General features: G+C 70.6%; 16 protein-coding genes. 8 read left to right on the forward strand and 8 right to left on the reverse strand.

Annotated elements, in window-relative coordinates; genetic code table 11:
* Positions 1–139: 139 nt before the first annotated feature.
* Together PV396_RS28165 and PV396_RS28170 are read right to left on the reverse strand one after the other, a co-directional pair.
* A complete protein-coding gene (locus PV396_RS28165; RefSeq protein WP_319209204.1) occupies positions 140–1,027 on the reverse strand; it encodes a helix-turn-helix transcriptional regulator in 888 nt (295 codons plus the stop codon).
* Positions 994–1,803 carry a tripartite tricarboxylate transporter permease gene (locus PV396_RS28170; protein ID WP_319209205.1) on the reverse strand — a complete coding sequence of 270 codons (810 nt, stop codon included), beginning with the start codon at positions 1,801–1,803 and terminating at the stop codon, positions 994–996. Before PV396_RS28170 ends, PV396_RS28165 begins: the two co-directional genes overlap by 34 nt.
* A 316-nt stretch (positions 1,804–2,119) precedes the next feature.
* On the opposite strand from PV396_RS28170, the gene PV396_RS28175 reads away from it, so the two are divergent.
* The gene (locus tag PV396_RS28175) at positions 2,120–2,437 is read left to right on the forward strand and encodes a hypothetical protein (RefSeq protein WP_319209206.1); all 318 of its coding nucleotides are present in this window, start codon (positions 2,120–2,122) and stop codon (positions 2,435–2,437) included.
* A gap of 156 nt (positions 2,438–2,593) precedes the next feature.
* Here PV396_RS28175 and PV396_RS28180 read toward each other — a convergent pair whose 3' ends face one another.
* Positions 2,594–3,160: a VOC family protein gene (locus PV396_RS28180; RefSeq protein ID WP_319209207.1), complete on the reverse strand. Its 567-nt coding sequence runs from the start codon at positions 3,158–3,160 to the stop codon at positions 2,594–2,596.
* 276 nt (positions 3,161–3,436) lie between these two features.
* On the opposite strand from PV396_RS28180, the gene PV396_RS28185 reads away from it, so the two are divergent.
* From PV396_RS28185 to PV396_RS28200, 4 genes are all read left to right on the forward strand, one after another.
* Positions 3,437–4,246, forward strand: coding sequence for an IclR family transcriptional regulator domain-containing protein (locus PV396_RS28185; RefSeq protein WP_319209209.1), 810 nt, complete (start codon positions 3,437–3,439; stop codon positions 4,244–4,246).
* Between the two features lie 279 nt (positions 4,247–4,525).
* The gene (locus PV396_RS28190; protein WP_319209210.1) at positions 4,526–5,752 is read left to right on the forward strand and encodes a CoA transferase; all 1,227 of its coding nucleotides are present in this window, start codon (positions 4,526–4,528) and stop codon (positions 5,750–5,752) included.
* A gap of 19 nt (positions 5,753–5,771) precedes the next feature.
* Entirely contained in the window at positions 5,772–6,587 is an 816-nt protein-coding gene (locus tag PV396_RS28195; protein ID WP_319209351.1) for a citryl-CoA lyase, read from the forward strand.
* A gap of 23 nt (positions 6,588–6,610) precedes the next feature.
* Complete coding sequence (locus PV396_RS28200; RefSeq protein WP_319209212.1) at positions 6,611–7,285, forward strand: alpha/beta fold hydrolase; 675 nt, start codon at positions 6,611–6,613, stop codon at positions 7,283–7,285.
* Between the two features lie 86 nt (positions 7,286–7,371).
* Here PV396_RS28200 and PV396_RS28205 read toward each other — a convergent pair whose 3' ends face one another.
* Entirely contained in the window at positions 7,372–8,172 is an 801-nt protein-coding gene (locus tag PV396_RS28205) for an intradiol ring-cleavage dioxygenase (RefSeq protein WP_319209213.1), read from the reverse strand.
* 159 nt (positions 8,173–8,331) lie between these two features.
* On the opposite strand from PV396_RS28205, the gene PV396_RS28210 reads away from it, so the two are divergent.
* Entirely contained in the window at positions 8,332–9,027 is a 696-nt protein-coding gene (locus tag PV396_RS28210; protein WP_319209214.1) for a helix-turn-helix domain-containing protein, read from the forward strand.
* Between the two features lie 226 nt (positions 9,028–9,253).
* Complete coding sequence (locus PV396_RS28215) at positions 9,254–9,802, forward strand: DUF1062 domain-containing protein (RefSeq protein WP_319209215.1); 549 nt, start codon at positions 9,254–9,256, stop codon at positions 9,800–9,802.
* A gap of 66 nt (positions 9,803–9,868) precedes the next feature.
* On the opposite strand, the gene PV396_RS28220 is transcribed toward PV396_RS28215, so the two are convergent.
* The 3 genes from PV396_RS28220 to PV396_RS28230 form a co-directional block, all read right to left on the reverse strand.
* On the reverse strand, positions 9,869–11,209 hold the full coding sequence (locus PV396_RS28220) for an enolase C-terminal domain-like protein (RefSeq protein WP_319209217.1): 1,341 nt from the start codon (positions 11,207–11,209) through the stop codon (positions 9,869–9,871).
* A gap of 54 nt (positions 11,210–11,263) precedes the next feature.
* Positions 11,264–12,601, reverse strand: coding sequence for a gluconate:H+ symporter (locus PV396_RS28225; protein ID WP_319209218.1), 1,338 nt, complete (start codon positions 12,599–12,601; stop codon positions 11,264–11,266).
* Positions 12,602–12,700: 99 nt separating this feature from the next.
* On the reverse strand, positions 12,701–13,699 hold the full coding sequence (locus PV396_RS28230) for a 5-dehydro-4-deoxyglucarate dehydratase (RefSeq protein ID WP_319209219.1): 999 nt from the start codon (positions 13,697–13,699) through the stop codon (positions 12,701–12,703).
* A gap of 117 nt (positions 13,700–13,816) precedes the next feature.
* Here PV396_RS28230 and PV396_RS28235 point away from each other — a divergent pair, with 117 nt between their 5' ends.
* Positions 13,817–14,605: an IclR family transcriptional regulator gene (locus tag PV396_RS28235; RefSeq protein WP_319209221.1), complete on the forward strand. Its 789-nt coding sequence runs from the start codon at positions 13,817–13,819 to the stop codon at positions 14,603–14,605.
* 121 nt (positions 14,606–14,726) lie between these two features.
* Here the strand turns inward: PV396_RS28235 and PV396_RS28240 are convergent, their stop codons facing one another.
* Positions 14,727–16,400, reverse strand: a complete 1,674-nt coding sequence (locus tag PV396_RS28240) for an IclR family transcriptional regulator domain-containing protein (RefSeq protein WP_319209222.1) — start codon at positions 16,398–16,400, stop codon at positions 14,727–14,729.
* Positions 16,401–16,410 lie beyond the last annotated feature (10 nt).

A 16,410-nucleotide genomic window follows, 5' to 3' on the forward strand; every position in this document is an offset into this window, starting at 1 on the left:
ATGCAACCGGGAACGGACACGATGAGGGAGTCTCCGCTGTGAGGGGTAACAGCAGGGACCCCCAGCGGCATATGCGCAGGTCAAAACCCCGCCCTCGCTGCCGGCGGCAGCCGGAGAAGGCGGGGCTGTGGACGTCGGTTCAGTTCTCGGAGTCCACCTCGGCAGCCTGCACGTCCGCGGTCTCGGCCGTGGCGGACCAGCTCGCCAGCAGGTTCAGCGCGTCCGCGGCCGCGGAGCCTGGGGCCGCGTTGTACAAGGCCACGACCAGCCCCGAGCCGTCCGGCAGGTTCATCGATTCGAAGTTGAGCTCCAGCTCGCCGACGACCGGATGCCTGAGGCGTTTCGTCCCGTCATGGAAGACGTGCACGTCGTGGGCGCCCCACATCACGCGGAAGGCGTCGCTGCGGGTCGACAGTTCACCGATCAGGTTCGACAACTCGCGGTCGTACGGGTTCTTGCCCGCCTCTATTTGCAGCGCGCCCACAGCGCCCCTGGCGATGCGCTCCCAGTCGACGTAGAACCGCCGGGCCGCGGGGCTGAGAAACACGAACCGCACGGTGTTCGCCCCACAGACCGGATCGGCGTACATCTCCGAGAACAGTGCGCGACCGAGCGGATTGGCGACCAGAATGTCGAATCGGTGGTTCTTCACGAACGCCGGCATGCCCGGCATCCCGTCAACGATGCGCTGCACGCTGGGCCGCACAGCCGGCCGGGCGGTCCGGCGCCGCACACGGGCGGGCGTCTTGTTCGCCGCTCGGGCCAGGTCGTACAAGTGCGTGCGCTCCGTGTCGTCGAGCCGCAGAGCCTGGGCCAGCGCGTCCAGGACGCTGTCGGAGACACCGCTGAGATTGCCGCGCTCCAGGCGCGTGTAGTACTCGACGCTGACGCCGGCGAGCGTCGCGACCTCGTTCCTGCGCAGCCCGGCCACCCGGCGGTGGCCGTACGCGGGCAGACCGGCCTGCTCGGGCGTGATCTTGTCACGGCGAGACTTCAGAAACGCACTGATTTCGGCGCGGTTGTCCATGAGGCCAGAGTAGGTTCGCCGCACACGGGCTGAGAGACCCTGCCATTACCCCTCACAGCAGTAATCCCCAACGCCTCCCCTTCCGGTAGGGCGGAGCCGCAGGTCAGAGGGGTTCGCCGCCGGATACCGGCTGCAGCCCGCCCCAGGACCCCCTCGTTTCTGCAGCTGGCAGCGATGGCCCCAGGGCCGAAGAGGCGTCTGCGCTCGCCGCGCGCGACGCGTTTCTCGAGGGAGTACGCCGCGAATGTGCCCAGGGTGGGTCCGAACCCGGGTAGCAGGCTGGAGAGGAAGCCGACAAGCGTGCCACGGCCGTAGGCGGGCAGTGAGAGGCACAGCTTCTCGCGGTTCATCCAGGCACGGCTGGTCATCGCCACCCCCTCGTCCGGCCGCTTCCGGCCGACCGACAACTGGCGCAGGGCCTCGGGCACGGCGAACAGCGCCATGGCGACCAGGGAGATGTCGATGCCGTCGGAGAGTTCCAGCACGCCGAAGGTCCAGCGTCCGACCGACGACTGGCTGTCGGTGCCGACCAGGGCGACGGCCATCCCGAACAGGGCGGAGATGCCCGCCTTCAGGCGCGAGCCGGTGATCAGCGAGGCCGTCATGGCCAGGGCGCCGACCATCAACACGGTGTACTCGGCCGAGCCGAAGGCGACGGAGACCTTCGACATGAGGGGCGCGACGAGGACCAGACCGAGGACGGCCACGATCCCGCCGATGTACGAGCCCACGGCGGCGGTGGCCAGGGCTGCGCCGGCGCGGCCCCTGCGAGCCACCAGAGCGAGGAACTCGGGGCCGCAGGGCGACCGTCCGACCGCGTCAACACATTTGCTCGGACGTCCGCATTGCACTCGCGCGCGACTCCGCGCCAGGGAATTGTAAGAAAACTTAATCCTTCACAAAATCGATCCAGTACCCAGCGGTATGAATCCGGAACGTCCGCGACGCGCCTATAGGATTCTAGTGATCGGTTGTCGCCCAATTCTTCGGGAGTGTCAGTTCTTATCCCTTACACATTTTCGACAATGTCGCGGAGTGTTTCTCCAATTCCACCTTTTACGGAGTATTGCCATTAACGCCGCGTTCTCCCCGGTGAGCGACGTGGTCAAGGCGCCGGCGGTGACCTACAACTCCGAGCTGGTGCCGGTGGGCGCCAGGGTCCAGGTCAAGGAAGAGCTGCGCCGCGACGGCGGGACCCGGATCGAGCTGCGCCTGAGGGGCCTGGTCGGCAACCGCGTCTCCGGTGCCCACGTCCACACCAAGCCGTGCGGCAAGCTGCCGACGGACGCGGGACCGCACTACCAGGACAAGGCTGGCCCGACGCAGCCCTCGGTCAACCCCGAATTCGCCAACCCGCGCAACGAGGTGTGGCTGGACCTGCCGACCAACAAGGACGGCTCGGACCGCTGACGGCAGCGTCTGCTCCGACTACTGACCTGGCCTTTGGCTGCTTGGCCGTTACGGAGATCACGAACCGTCCGTGATCTCCGAGCGCAAGCGAGTGCGTCTTCGACCGCCTGGCGACGCCCAGGGGGATCGGGAGCCCGATGACGCCGAGGCGACCGATCAGCGGTAGGTGTTGTTGGTGGTGTGTTCGCCCGCGAGCCACGAGGCGAGATCCGCGTGGGCGGTGCGGCGGCGTTCGGCGTCGCTCGCCTCGATACCGGGGGCGTCCACGGTGAACTCGAGGAGCAGGCCGTTGGGGTCGCTGGTGTAGAGGGAGCGGCAGTAGCCGTGTTCCAGGACGTAGGTCTCCTCGGGCCGCCAGCCCGCCTTCTCCAGTCGCTCGGCGATCGCGCTCTGCACCGCCTCGGTGACCTTGAGCGCGATGTGCTGGAACGGGGAGTGCGGCATCTCGGGGCCGAACTGCTTCTGGTCCTCGGGGTCGGCGAACTGGAAGAACGCGAGGGCGCTGCCGTCGCCGAGGGCGTAGAAGGTGTGGCAGTACGTGCGTACCGCGCCGAACAGTTCGTCGGACTCCTTCCAGGTGGCGACGAGGGGCAGGCCGATGAGGTCCTCGTAGAAGGCCCGGGTCGCCTCCTGGTCGCGGGTGACGTAGGCGTTGTGGTGCAGCCGTGACGGCAGGTCGGCGGCGCTGGACGCGGCTGAGGGGGCGGGGGAAGTCTGGGTCATCGTCGACTCTCCTTGAGATTTCTTGGTCCGCCGGGCAGCAGGCAGCAGGCAGCAGACAAGGCGACGGGGGCAGGACGAAAAACTGGACGACGGAACAGGGCGACGGACGTCTGTCCGACAGGCGGTCGCTCTCGTTACCTTCGTGCGCTTCGCCCCCGCCGTCAAGAGCGTCGCGGGAGCCCGTTGCCCGTATACGGCTTTCTCCACAGACGTGACGGCACGCGGACACTGGGCAGTAACCTGAACACCCAGCCGAACGACTGTGAGGGGCCGCAGATGCCGCGCACCGGTACCGGGCCCGACTTCATCGAAGCGTTGGCCCGGGGGCTCGACGTGATCACCGCCTTCGCCCCGCAGCGCCCGGTGATGTCCCTCTCGGAGCTGGCGACGACGACCGGCCTGGCCCGCCCGACCGTACGGCGGATCCTGCTGACCCTCGAAGAACTCGGCTACGTGCGCGCCCTGGACAAGGGTTTCGCGCTCACCCCGCGCGTGCTCGACCTGGGCGCGGCGTACGTCGGTTCACTGGGCCTCTGGGACGTCGCCCGTCCGCACATGGAGCGACTGGTGGAGCGCACGCGCGAGTCCTGCTCGATCGCGCAGCTCGACGGCAGCGACATCGTGTACGTGGCGCGGGTCGCCGTCCCGAAGATCGTGACGCTCTCCGTGCAGATCGGTACGCGTTTCCCGGCGCTGCAGACCTCCCTGGGCAAGGTGCTGCTCGCGGCACTGGAGCCGGAGCGGCTGGAGAAGACCCTGGCGGAGCCGACCCGCTCCGGACTCACCCCTCTCCGGCAGCCCGGCCGGGAGGAACGGGACGAGGCTCTGCGCGAGGTACGGGCCCGCGGCTGGGCCCTGGCCGACGAGGAACTGGCGCTGGGCATCCGCTCGGTCGCGGTGCCCCTGCGGGACGGCGGGGGCCGGGTGATCGCGGCCGTCAACGTCAACGCCCATGCCGCCGAGACCTCGGTGGCCAAGCTGCGGGAGGAACATCTGCCGCTCCTGCTGCAGACGGCGGGCGACATCAGCTGCGACTTCGCCAAGCTCGCCGCCCTCCCGCAGTCGCTGGTCCTTCCCCGCCCCTGACCCGCTCACCGCGACGGGCCGGCACACGCCGGATCGACTTCCCGGGGGCGGGCAGCGCCGGGCCGCAGCGCCGGACCGGGCCGTTGCGCACGCCGTCCAGCCGTCTCCCCTCGCGTTCGCGTCGGCGCCCCGGGCCGCCCCGGCTCCGCCCGCATCCGGCTGCCGACGACACCCGTGGGGCCCGGTGACGGCCCGCGGCCCCTCGCCGCCCCGCCGGTCGCCGTGCCACAATCCAACTTGGCGGACAAGTGTCCGCTGTGCGGTCGAAGGGATGGTGTCATGGAAATGCCCTCAACGCCGGCAGCCTCGGGCAGGGGCGTCGGGCCGCTGTCCGGGCTGCTTGTCGCCGACTTCTCCCGCGTGCTGGCGGGCCCGTACGCGACCATGCTGCTCGCCGATCTCGGGGCCGAGGTCGTCAAGGTCGAGTCCCCGGCCGGTGACGAGACCCGGACCTGGATGCCGCCGACCCGGGGCGAGACGTCCACGTACTACCTGGGGGTCAACCGCAACAAGCGTTCCATCGCCCTCGACCTGCGCGCGGAGGACGACGCCACGGCCGCCCGTGAACTCGCGCACCGCGCGGACGTCGTGATCGAGAACTTCAAGCCCGGCGCGCTCGCCAAGTTCGGGCTGGACTACGCGGGCGTCGCGGCCCGCAACCCCGGGGTCGTCTACGCCTCGATCAGCGGCTTCGGATCCGGCGCGGGCCGGCACGTACCCGGCTACGACCTGATGGTGCAGGCGATTTCCGGTCTGATGAGCCTCACCGGCGACCCGGACGGCGAGCCCTACCGGGCCGGCATCTCCGTCTTCGACGTCATGGCGGGCAACCACGCGACCATCGGCATCCTGGCCGCGCTACGGCACCGCGACGCGACCGGCGAGGGCCAGCACGTCGAGGTCAATCTGCTGTCCTCGGCCCTGTCCGGCCTGGTCAACCACAGTTCCGCCTATGTGGCGGGCGGCACCGTGCCCTACCGGATGGGCAACGCCCACCCGAGCGTCTTCCCGTACGAACCCTTCCCGACCGCAGATCGCGACCTGATCGTGGCCGCCGCCAACGACGGCCAGTTCCGGCGGCTGTGCGAGGTGCTCGGCATACCCGACGCGGCCGACGACCCCCGGTTCGCGCACAACAGGGACCGCACCGCCCGCCGTGAGGAACTGCGGCCCCTGCTGGTGGAGCGGCTCGCCACCCGGGGCGCGGCCGAGTGGTTCGACGCCCTGGTCGCCGCCGGGGTACCGGCCGCCCCCATCAACACCATCGACGGAGGCTTCGCCATGGCCGAGCGCTTCGAACTGGACCCGGTCGTGGAGGTCGGCCAGGGCGAGCGGGCCGTCCCCATGGCACGCCACCCGATCACGTTCTCCGGGACACCGGCCCGCTACGAACTGCCGCCCCCGGAACTCGACGAGCACGGCCCCGAACTCCGCAAGTGGCTCTCGGCACCGCACCCAACCACCCCCCAAGCCCCGCTCACCACCGGAAAGGACTCCCGTGACTGACGTGACTGACGTGACTGACGTGACCGACCAGCCCGCCCCCTACCCCACAGCGCTCGGGGCCTCCTCTCCCACCACGATCACCCTGCTCGGCACGGACCTCGCCCGGGACGTGATGGGCGAGGTGGGATTCGGTGAACTCGCCTACTGGCTGGCCACCCAGCGCCGCCCCACCCCCGGACAGGTACGGGTCTTCGAGGCCGTCCTCGCCGCGCTGGCCGACCACGGCTTCACCCCTACCGCGATCGTCACGCGCCTCACCTATCTGTCGGCGCCGGACTCGGTGCAGGGCGCGCTCGCGGCCGGGCTGCTGGGCGGCGGCTCCCGCTTCCTCGGGGTCACCGAGGACACGGGGACCTTTCTGCACGAGGTCATCGCTCAGCATCGCGGCCCCCTGCCGGACGACGAGGCGGGATGGGACGTCCTCGCCCTGGAGACCGTACGCGCGCAGCGGGCGGCCGGGCGGTTCGTGCCCGGTCTCGGCCATCACGTCCACAAGGACGGCGACCCGCGCACCCCCCGGCTGATGGAGATCGCCGCCGAGGAGGGGCAGTTCGGCCCCCACCTGTCGCTGTTCGCCGCGATCGGCCGCACCCATCCCCAACTGCTCGGGAAAACCCTGCCGTTGAACGGCGCCGGGGTGTGCGGAGCCGCCCTCGCCGACCTCGACCTGCCCATCCCGCTGCTGCGCGGCTTCGCGCTGCTGGCCCGTACGGCGGGGCTGATCGGCCAGCTCGCGGAGGAGATGAGGCATCCGGTCGCGAACGACATCTTCCTCTCCGTCGACCTCAACAACCGGCCCGTGGCCCCCGACCCGCACCCCGGCAACCTGCCGTGACCCGGTCGCCGACACGCGAGCCCGTGCCCCTCGTCCTGCTCGTCCACGGCGCCCACCACGGCTCCCACTGCTGGGAGGAGGTGACACAACAGCTGACCGCGGCGGGCGTCCGCAGCCGGGCGATCGACCTCCCCCTCACCTCCTTCACCGACGACACCGAGGCCGTCCGCGCCGCCGTACGGGAGGCGGCCGGACGCGGGCCCGTGCTGCTGGTCGCGCACAGCTACGCCGGTCTGCCGGTCTCGGCCGGCGGGCACACGGCGGCACGCCTGGTCTACGTCGCCGCGCGGATGCCGCTGCCCGGCGAGTCGCCCGCACAACTGACGCCCACCTGGAACGACCCCGCCTTCCACCGCTCGGTACGGACGGCCCCGGACGGTACGCGGACCCTGCTGCCGTCCGCCCGCGAGGCGCTCTACTCCACCACGCCTCCCCGGACCGCCGAGCGCGCGGCGGGCCTCTGGCGGCCGATGCGCAGCCGGGTGCCGGACACGCCCCTCGACGACCCGGCGTGGCTGACGGTCCCCAGCGCGTACGTCGTGTGCGCCGCGGACCGGACCGTGCGCCCCGAAGCACAGCGCGCCTGCGCCGCACGTGCCGCCGCACACGTCGAACTCGACTGCGACCACTCGCCGTTCTACTCCGCGCCGGGCCCACTGGCCCGGTTCCTCGCCACGCAGGCCGCGCTTCTGCCGTGACAGACGGTGTGCGGACGCGGTACGCGACGATCGTGGGCCGCGTCCGCACACGGCTCTGGAACCGGGTTACTCCGGTGCTGTCGGCGTCAGCCGGTCTCGACTCCCACGGTCAGCGTCGCCCCGTATCCCGCCGAGGGTGAAGTCCCCAGCGCGGTGAGGGTGAGGAGGCCGGAGACGGCGCCCCCGCCGTCGTAGATCGAGTCCTGGGTGAGGGTCGTACGGGGGACGGTGTTGACCGCGTAGGTCGGGAGTGCGGCCACCCGGCGGGTGATCGTCTCGCTGAAGTACAGCTGGCCGGTGTGGAGTTCGCGGCCACCGGTGAACGAGCCGTCCGGGGTGAGGGTGACGTTGGTGTGCACCTTGAGGTGGATGTGGACGCAGCGGCCCCGGTACCAGCCGGGGTAAACGGTGGTGATGTTCGCGAGGCCACTGGCGTCGGTCAGAACGCCGCCGCGCAGGAACGTGCCGTTGTCGGGTTCGCTGTGGCCGTTCTGGCCGACGAAGCCGGAGTACTCGCCGAGCGCGTCGCAGTGCCACAGCTCGACCAGGGCGTTCTTGAGGGGCGCGCAGGTGTCGTCGTCGACGACGGTCAGGGTGAGCTTGAGGGGGATGCCGGTCTTGTTCTCGTGGATGTCGGCGCGGACGTACTGCCCGTCGAGGTAGTAGGGCCCTTCCGTCATCTCCCTCGTGAGGGTGCAGACGGCGGTGGCGGCGACGGGGACGGTGTCCACGGAGTCACCGGCCTGGGCGGAGGTGGGGGGAGTGGGGGAAGTGGGGGTTTTCGGGGTGGCCGCTGTCACGGCCAGAGCGGCGGCCGTGGCACCCGTCGCGAGGAGCACGGTACGGCGGCCGATCTGGGTGGGCAACGTTTCCCGTTTCTCTGTCATGAACACGGGAAGATAGCGGAGAAGTGGTGGACGGTGTGAGTGTTCGGTGAGGTGATGGGCAGTCAAGTTTCTTATGAGACAAGGGGGTTGGGGTGGAGTCGGCGTGGAGTCGAAGTGGACAAAAATGGATAAGGTAATCCAATTGCTAGACTCGCCGCCATGAACCCAGGCGCCCAGCACCCCGACGGTCACGCCGCCCCGCCCCTGCGCAGTGACGCCGAGCGCAACCGGGAGCGGATCATCGCCGCCGCGCGCACGGTGTTCGCACGGGACGGCCTGAGTGCCTCCATGGCCTCCGTGGCCCGCGAGGCCGGCGTCGGGATCGCCACCATGTTCCGCCGCTTCCCCACGAAGGAAGAACTGGTCGACGCCGTCTTCTCCGACCGCATGGGCGCCTACGCGGACGCGGTCGCCGCCGCCCTGGACGACCCCGACCCCTGGCATGGCTTCGTCGGTTACATCGAGTCCGCCTGTGCCATGCAGGCCGCCGACAACGGCTTCGCCGACGTCCTGACCATGACCTTCCCCACCGCCAAGGTCCTGGAGCAACGCCGGAACGAGGCGTACGAGGCCATGCTGCGCCTCATCGACCGCGCCAAGGCCACCGGCCGTCTGCGCGCGGACTTCGACCCCTCGGACCTCGTACTGATCCACATGGCCAACGCCGGCGTCGTGGGCGCCATCGGCGACGCCGCCCCGGACGCCTGGCGACGCGTAGTCGCCCTGCTCGTCCAGTCCCTCGAGACCCCGGCGCGCGGACCCCTGCCCGCCTCACCCGGACACGAACCCCTCTACCAGGCCATGCTCCGCGCCGGCCAGGGGACGTCAACACCGCCGCCCGGCAAGAGCAGTTGAGCTGACAGACGGAGTCGACGCCTCACCGGGGCCGAGGCCCGGAAAATCATTGGAGCGCCGCCCCCGTACGCCGCTACCGTGCTGCCGAACGCGAACCCCGTCGTCGAGGCAAAGGCATGCCGTTGTACACCAAGTGAGACCCCCCGAACGCTGATCGGTCGCGCGTCGCGCCTATGCGCCGCGCTGCTTTCTGCTGCGGTCTTCTCACTGGAAACGGTGTCCTTCTGTGCTCAATCGCTGGGTGGTCATGCCCACCTGCCTGCCTCTCGTTCTCCGGCGTTGCCACACGTGCACTGCCGAGCGCTTCCGCGTGAACGGCAAGTTCCGCGTCAACGCGAACCACAAACTCATCGACGCCTGGCTCCTCGCGCTCTGCACCGGCTGCGGGGAAACCACGAAGCTCGCGATCCTGGAGCGGGTGAACGTGCGCTCCGTACGGCCCGAGCTGCTGGACCGGATGCACGACAACGACCCTGTACTGGCAGGCGAGTTGCTCCAGGATCCGGTCGTACGGCGCCGTAACCGCATCGCCCTCGACTGGGACCGCGCCTGGCGTCTCGACACCGGCGGATCGGATCACCTGGACCGCGAGAAGGTCGACGTCTCGGTCCGTTTCGTCGCGCGGATCCCTGTCCGGCCGGTGCGGCTGATCGCCGAGGGGTGCGGTCTCTCGCGGGCCGAGGTCGAGCGGCTGATCGTGGAGGGGAAGCTCGTCTCGGCGGTCCGGCTGACCGGCAAGCTCTCCGGCGACTTCACCTTCACGCTCAAGCGCTGAGCATCCCCCCTCCCGGGGGCGGGGTCTGTCCGGCGGCGCAATCCGTCGGGCAGACCCCCTTTCCGCTTACCGCACCAGGCACGGCCGCTTCCCGTCGAACTCCCAGCCCGGCACCAGGTACCGCATCCCGATCGCGTCGTCCCGCGCCCCCAACGCCCGCTCCTGGTACAGCTCGTGGGCCGCGAGCACCCGCTCCATGTCCACCTGGACCCCCAGCCCCGGCGCGTCCGGCACCGCGATCTCGCCCCCGACGATCTGGGGCGGAGCGACCGTGAGGCGTTCCAGGCCCTCCTGCCAGATCCAGTGGGTGTCGAGGGCGTTGTACTCACCCGGCGCCGCCGCCCCGCAGTGCGTGACCATGGCCAGGGAGATGTCGAAGTGGTTGTTGGAGTGGCAACCCCAGGTCAGACCCATCGCGTTGCACAGCTGGGCCACGCGCACCGAGCCCTGCATGGTCCAGAAGTGCGGGTCGGCCAGCGGGATCGACACCGACTGGAGGGCCAGGGCGTGGGTGAGTTGCCGCCAGTCCGTGGCGATCATGTTGGTCGCCGTCGGGAGACCCGTCGCCCGGCGGAACTCGGCGAGGATCTCGCGCCCCGAGTAGCCGTTCTCCGCGCCGCACGGGTCCTCGGCGTAGGCGAGCGTGTCGTTCAGGGGCGCGCACAGTTCGATCGCCTCGCGCAGCGACCACGCGCCGTTCGGGTCGAGGGTGATCCGCGCCTCGGGGAAGCGGTCCTTCAGCGCGCGTACGGCCTTGGCCTCCTCGGCGCCTTCCAGGACCCCGCCCTTGAGCTTGAAGTCGCGGAAGCCGTAGCGGGCGTGGGTCGCCTCGGCCTGCCGGACGATCGCCTCCGGGGTGAGGGCCTCCTCGTGCCGGACGCGGTACCAGTCCACCGGTGAGTCGGGCTCGCGGACGTAGTCCAGGTCGGTGCGGTCCGGGTCGCCGACGTAGAAGAGGTAGCCCAACACCCGTACGGAATCCCGCTGTTGGCCGTCGCCGAGCAGGGCGGCGACCGGTACGTCCAGATGCTGGCCGAGGAGGTCGAGGAGGGCCGACTCGACCGCGGTCACCGCGTGGACGGTGGTGCGCAGGTCGAAGGTCTGGGCGCCGCGTCCGCCCGAGTCACGGTCGGCGAAGCGGGCCCCGATCTCCCTGAGGACGCGCTTGTAGTCGCCCACCTTCGCCCCGACGACCAGCGACTCGGCGTCGCGCAGCGTCCGCGTGATCTTCTCGCCGCCCGGCACCTCACCGAGTCCCGTACGGCCCTCGGAGTCGGTGAGGATCACGATGTTGCGTGTGAAGTAGGGGCCGTGGGCGCCGGAGAGGTTCAGCTCCATGCTGTCCCGGCCGGCGACCGGGTAGACGGAGAGGGCGGTGACGGTCGGCTGATTCGTACGCGTGCTCATGCTCATCGAGGTCCTTGTGCGGGGGGAGAAGGGGGAGGGGGGAGGTGGAGTGGGTCAGATGTTGAGGATGTCGAGGGCCCATTCCGCCGCCAGCACCCCGCCCAGGCCCAGTACGGCCAGCACGGTCGTGTAGCTCGTACGGACCTTGATGGCTTCGACGACGGACAGGTTGAAGTACTCCTTGAAGAGCCAGAAGCCCGGGTCGTTGACGTGCGAGCAGGCGATCGAGCCGCAGGCGACGGCCAGCACCATGATCTCCGGGTGGACACCGCTGCCCGCGAGGAGCGGCAGCACCACGCCGGACGCCGTCACGACTGCGACCGTCGCCGAGCCGAGCGCGATGCGGAGGATCACCGCGATGAGCCAGGCGAGGATGATGGGGGAGACGGACCAGGTGTCCGTGGTGTCCTTGATGTACTCGGAGATACCGCCCTCCACCAGCACGTTCTTGAAGGCGCCGCCCGCGCCGATCACCAGCAGGATCATCGCCATCGCCTGCGCCGCCGACGTGCAGGACGCGCCGACCTCCTCGAGGCTCCGGCCGATGCGCGGACCGAACGCCCACACCGCCAGACACAGGGTGAGCAGCAGCGCGATCGGGGCCGAGCCGATGAACGCGACGACGTTGAGGAAGGGGCTCTCGGTGGAGGTGGCGAGGTCGGTGACCGCCGCGCCCGCTATCAGGATCACCGGGAACAGAGCCACCGACAGCGACCAGCCGAGGCCGGGCATCTCCTCGTCGGTGAACTCGCGGTCGCTGACCAGGCCCTTCGGGATGGACGGGTCCATCGCCCTGATGAACGGCAGCCGCGGCCACACCAGTGCGATGAGCGCGCCCGCCGGGACGGCGATGAACAGGCCGTAGAACAGGGTCAGTCCTACGGAGGCGTCGAAGGTGGCCGCCACGGCGGTCGGGCCGGGGTGCGGGGGCAGGAAGCTGTGCATCGTCGAGAGGGTGATCGACATCGGCAGGCCGACCCAGAGCAGCTTGGCGCCGGTGACCCTGACCAGGGTGAACGCGATCGGCACGATGATGATGAAGGCGACCTCGTAGAACATGGTCACGCCGATGAGCATGGACGTGATCACCATGGCCACCTGGACGCCGCGCGGTCCGCCGGCGTCGAGCAGTTTCCCGGCGATCCGCTGGGCGGCGCCGGAGTCGCCCATGACCCGGCCGACCATCGCACCGAGGCCGATGGTGAGCATGGTGTCGCCGATCTGACCCCCGATGCCGTCGGAGAGGACGTCCGGGATGGTCGCCACCGGGATGCCCCGGACGAGCGCGACGCCGACGGCGACGAGGAGCAGTGCGGCGAAGCCGTTGAGTCTGAACCGGGTCATGAGGAGCAGCAGAATCAGAACACTGATAGCGACCACGAGGAGAGGCAAGACAGTTCTCCTTTGAACTGTTTGTACCGAACTGAACCGAACTGAACCGAACCGAACCGAAGCGTCTGGAGGCGAGCCGCGCTCTTGCGAAAGTGCTGGTCAGAAGGCCTGCTGTCGTACCGCCCCCACCAGTGACAGGCCGTGGTCGAGGATCTTTGCCAGGTCGGCGAGGTCGCCGGGACCCGGGTCGGTGAGCGGGGCGCGGACCGGGCCGACCGGGAGGCCGCGCAGTCGGGCCGCCGCCTTCACCAGGGACACGGCGTAGCCCGGCACCCGGTCGCGGAGTTCGACCAGCGGGACGTAGAACTCGCGCAGCAGCTCGGTCACGACCGTGTCGTCTCCGTCCCGCAGCGCGCCGAAGAACGCGTTCGCGATCTCGGGTGCGAACGCGTGCACGGCGGAGGAGTAGGCGGGCACACCGACCGTGGCGTACGCGCGGGCCTGGATCTCGGCGGTCGAGGCGCCGTTGAAGAAGAGGAAGCCGTCGGGGGCGGCGAGGGTCAGCCGCTGAAGGCGGTCGAGGTCGCTGTGGCCGTCCTTCAGGCCGACGACCCCCGGAATCGCGGCGATGCGGCGCAGGCCCTCGGCCGTGAACGTGACCTGGCCGCGCTGGTACGCGATCAGCGGCAGCCGCGTTCCGGCGGCGATGTGCCGCAACTGCTCCACCAGCCCGTCCTGCGGGGCCCCGACCAGATAGTGCGGCAGGACCAGCAGCGCGTCCGCGCCCGCCTCCTCCGCGATACGGGCGAACCGCAGCGCCTGCGCCCAGCCGTAGCCGATGCCCGCGACCACCGGCAGCCGGCCGTCCGCGATCTCGACGGTGGCCGTGACGACCGCGCGGTACTCGTCCTCGTCGAGCGAGAAGAACTCGCCGGTTCCGCAGGCGGGGAAGACCGCGCCGGGGGCGGCGGCGAGCCGTCCGGTCAGGTAGGCGCGGTAGGCGTCCAGGTCGAGACGGCCGTCGTCGGCGAAGCTCGTGAGCGGAAACGACAGCACGCCACCGGCCATGCCGTCCCGGAGCCGCTGGACCACTGCGGCTGTCCCCGTCTCCGTATCCGTGCCCGGAGCCGTCTCCGCGTCCGTGTTGATCACTGGCATGAATCTCATCTCTCTATGCAGATGACGTCTGCGTATGGAGATGGAGGTTAGATGCGTGAACGGGTAGGGGTCAATGGCAACGACAGCGCTGATTCCTGGCCGATCTACGATTGGGCCATGCTGGAGAAGAGGGGTGTCCGCAGCGTGAAGTCGGCGGCCCGGACCGTCGCGCTGCTGGAACTTCTCGCCGCCCGGGGTGAGCGGCCCTCACGGCTGGACGAACTCGCCGAGGAACTGGATGTGCCGCGCAGCAGCATGTACCAGCTGCTCCAGACCCTCGTCGACTGCGGCTGGGTCCGCTCCGACGCCACCGGCTCCCTCTACGGCATCGGCATCCGCGCCCTGCTCACCGGCACCAGCTATCTGGACGGCGACCGGCGTATCCGCGCGGTCCGCCCCTACCTCGACGAGGCCTCGGACGCGCTCGGCGAGACGATCCACCTGGCCCGCCTCGACGGCCCCGACGTCGTCTACCTCGCCACCCGCGAGTCCCACGAGTACCTGCGCACGATAAGCCGCGTCGGCCGCCGCGTCCCCGCCCACGCCGGCGCCCTCGGCAAGGCGCTCCTCGCCGAACGACCCGACGCCGAACTCCCGTTGTCCGAGGGGGAGTTGGTCGCCCTCACGGACAACACCCACACCACCCGGGCCGCCCTGCACGCCGATCTCGCCGAGGTGCGTGAGCGCGGCTACTCCGTGGACCGCGAGGAGACGGTGGCCGGCCTCGCGGGGTTCGGCTTCGCGCTGCGGTACGACGAACCGGCGACCGACGCGATCAGCTGTTCGGTGCCGGTGGCTCGGCTGACGCCGGAACACGAGCTCCGGATCGTCGCCGTCATGCGGGAGACGCGGGCGAGGATCGAGTCAGCGGTGCCTATGCATTCGGGGGCGGTTGACTGGCGTTGAGCGGGTGGTTCGGTTGCCTGCGGGTGGGTGGGGGCTTGTCGCGCCCACGCGGCGGAGCCGCAAAACGATACAGCCCCGCGCCCCTGTGGGGCGCGGCCCGTCCCTCTACTCCTCTACTCCTCTACGCCAACGGGACCCGAGAGAACCTTCCCGCTGTCCGCAGCTCGCCCTCGATCCGGGACGCCGTCCTGTACAGCTCCGGAAGGATCTCCGTCACGCACTGCTCCGCCGTACGCCGGGTCGTGTGCATCGCGACGTTCACCGCTGCCACCACCCGGCCCGTACGGTCGCGCACCGGGACCGCGATCGACCGCAGCCCCTCCTCCAACTCCTCGTCGACCAGGGCGTATCCCTGGTTCCGCACCTCCGTGAGCAGCCGTGCGAAGGCCGCCGGGTCCGTCACGGTGTGCGGGGTCAGCGGGGCAAGGTCCCGCACCGCACGCGCCGCCTCGGGTATGTCGGCGAGCAGCACCCGGCCCATCGACGTCGGGTACGCCGGAAGCCTCGTCCCGAGGGTGATGTTGGCGCTCATGATGCGCCGGGTCGCCACCCGGGCCGTGTACTGGATCTCCGCGCCGGAGTGGCCCGCCGGCACGGCCAGCGACGCCGACTCGTCGACGCGCCCCGCGAGTTCGGCCAGGTGCGGGGAGGCGATCTCGGCCAGGGACGTGTGGGAGAGGGGCGGGAAGCCCAGGGACAGGACCCGGGGGGTGAGGGCGAAGGTGCGGCCGTGGGCCTCGACGTAGCCCAGGTGCTCGTAGGTGATCAGGGCCCGGCGGGCGGTCGCCCGCGCGAGGCCCGTCGCCCGGGCGACCTCCGTCAGGGTCAGCTCGGCGCGGCCCTCGCCGAAGGCCGTCAGCACGGTCAGGCCTCTGGCCAGGGACTCGATGAACTCCCGGCCCAGTTCCTGCTTGGACGCCCCGGTCCAGGCCGCGAGGCCGGAGGGCGGCGCCGGGGTCCCGGCGGGCGGGCGGCCCCGTAGTTCCGCCTCCATCGCGGTCACCGTCGCCCGCAGGCGCGGCAGCAGGGTGTCGCGCAGGTCGGTCGCGGTGTGGCGGCTGGTGTGGCTGACGACGCTCGCGACACAGGCCACCCGGCCGGTACGGGGGTCCCGTACGGGTACGGAGACGGCGACCAGGCCCGGTTCGATCAGCTGGTCGTCCAGTGCCCAGCCGTCGACGCGGGCCCGCTCGGCGTACGCCTCGAAGTCGGCGCCCAAGGCGTCGGTGCGGGGCGGGACCGCGGGGAAGCCGTGGTCGGCCGGGTCCGCGGCCCGGCGTTCGCGCCAGCGCTGCCAGTCGGCCGGGGTCCACTCGGTGGCGAACAGCGGGCCGGGGGCGGTGCGTTCGGCGGGGAGGAGGTCGCCGATGCGGAAGCTGAGGGACATCGCGCGGCGGCGGGTGGCCTGGTGGATGAACCGGATGCCGTCCCGGTCGCCGACGGCGAGCGACACCGACTCGTCCAGCTCGTCGGCGAGGGCGTCCGCGTGCGCGTCGAGCAGGGCGGGCAGCCGGAGGGCGGCCAGATAGGCGTTGCCGAGCTCCATCAGCCGAGGGGTGAGAACCGCGTCCCGGCCGTCGAGACGGACGTACCCCATGCGGGCGAGGGTCGCGGTGATCCGGTCGACCGTGGAACGGGCCAGTCCGGTCGCGCGCTCGAGACCGCTCAGGCTCAGTGTCCCGCCCGCGTCGGTCAGTTGCCGCAGCACGGCGAGCCCACGCATCAGCGGGGCGACGGCCTCGGCCGGGACGGTGGCGTCGGCGGACGACGCCGTGGCGGAGTCGGGCAGTGACATAGGCGGTGTG

Origin of the sequence: Streptomyces sp. ME02-8801-2C, from assembly GCF_033793965.1 — a bacterium.
Lineage (GTDB): Bacteria > Actinomycetota > Actinomycetes > Streptomycetales > Streptomycetaceae > Streptomyces.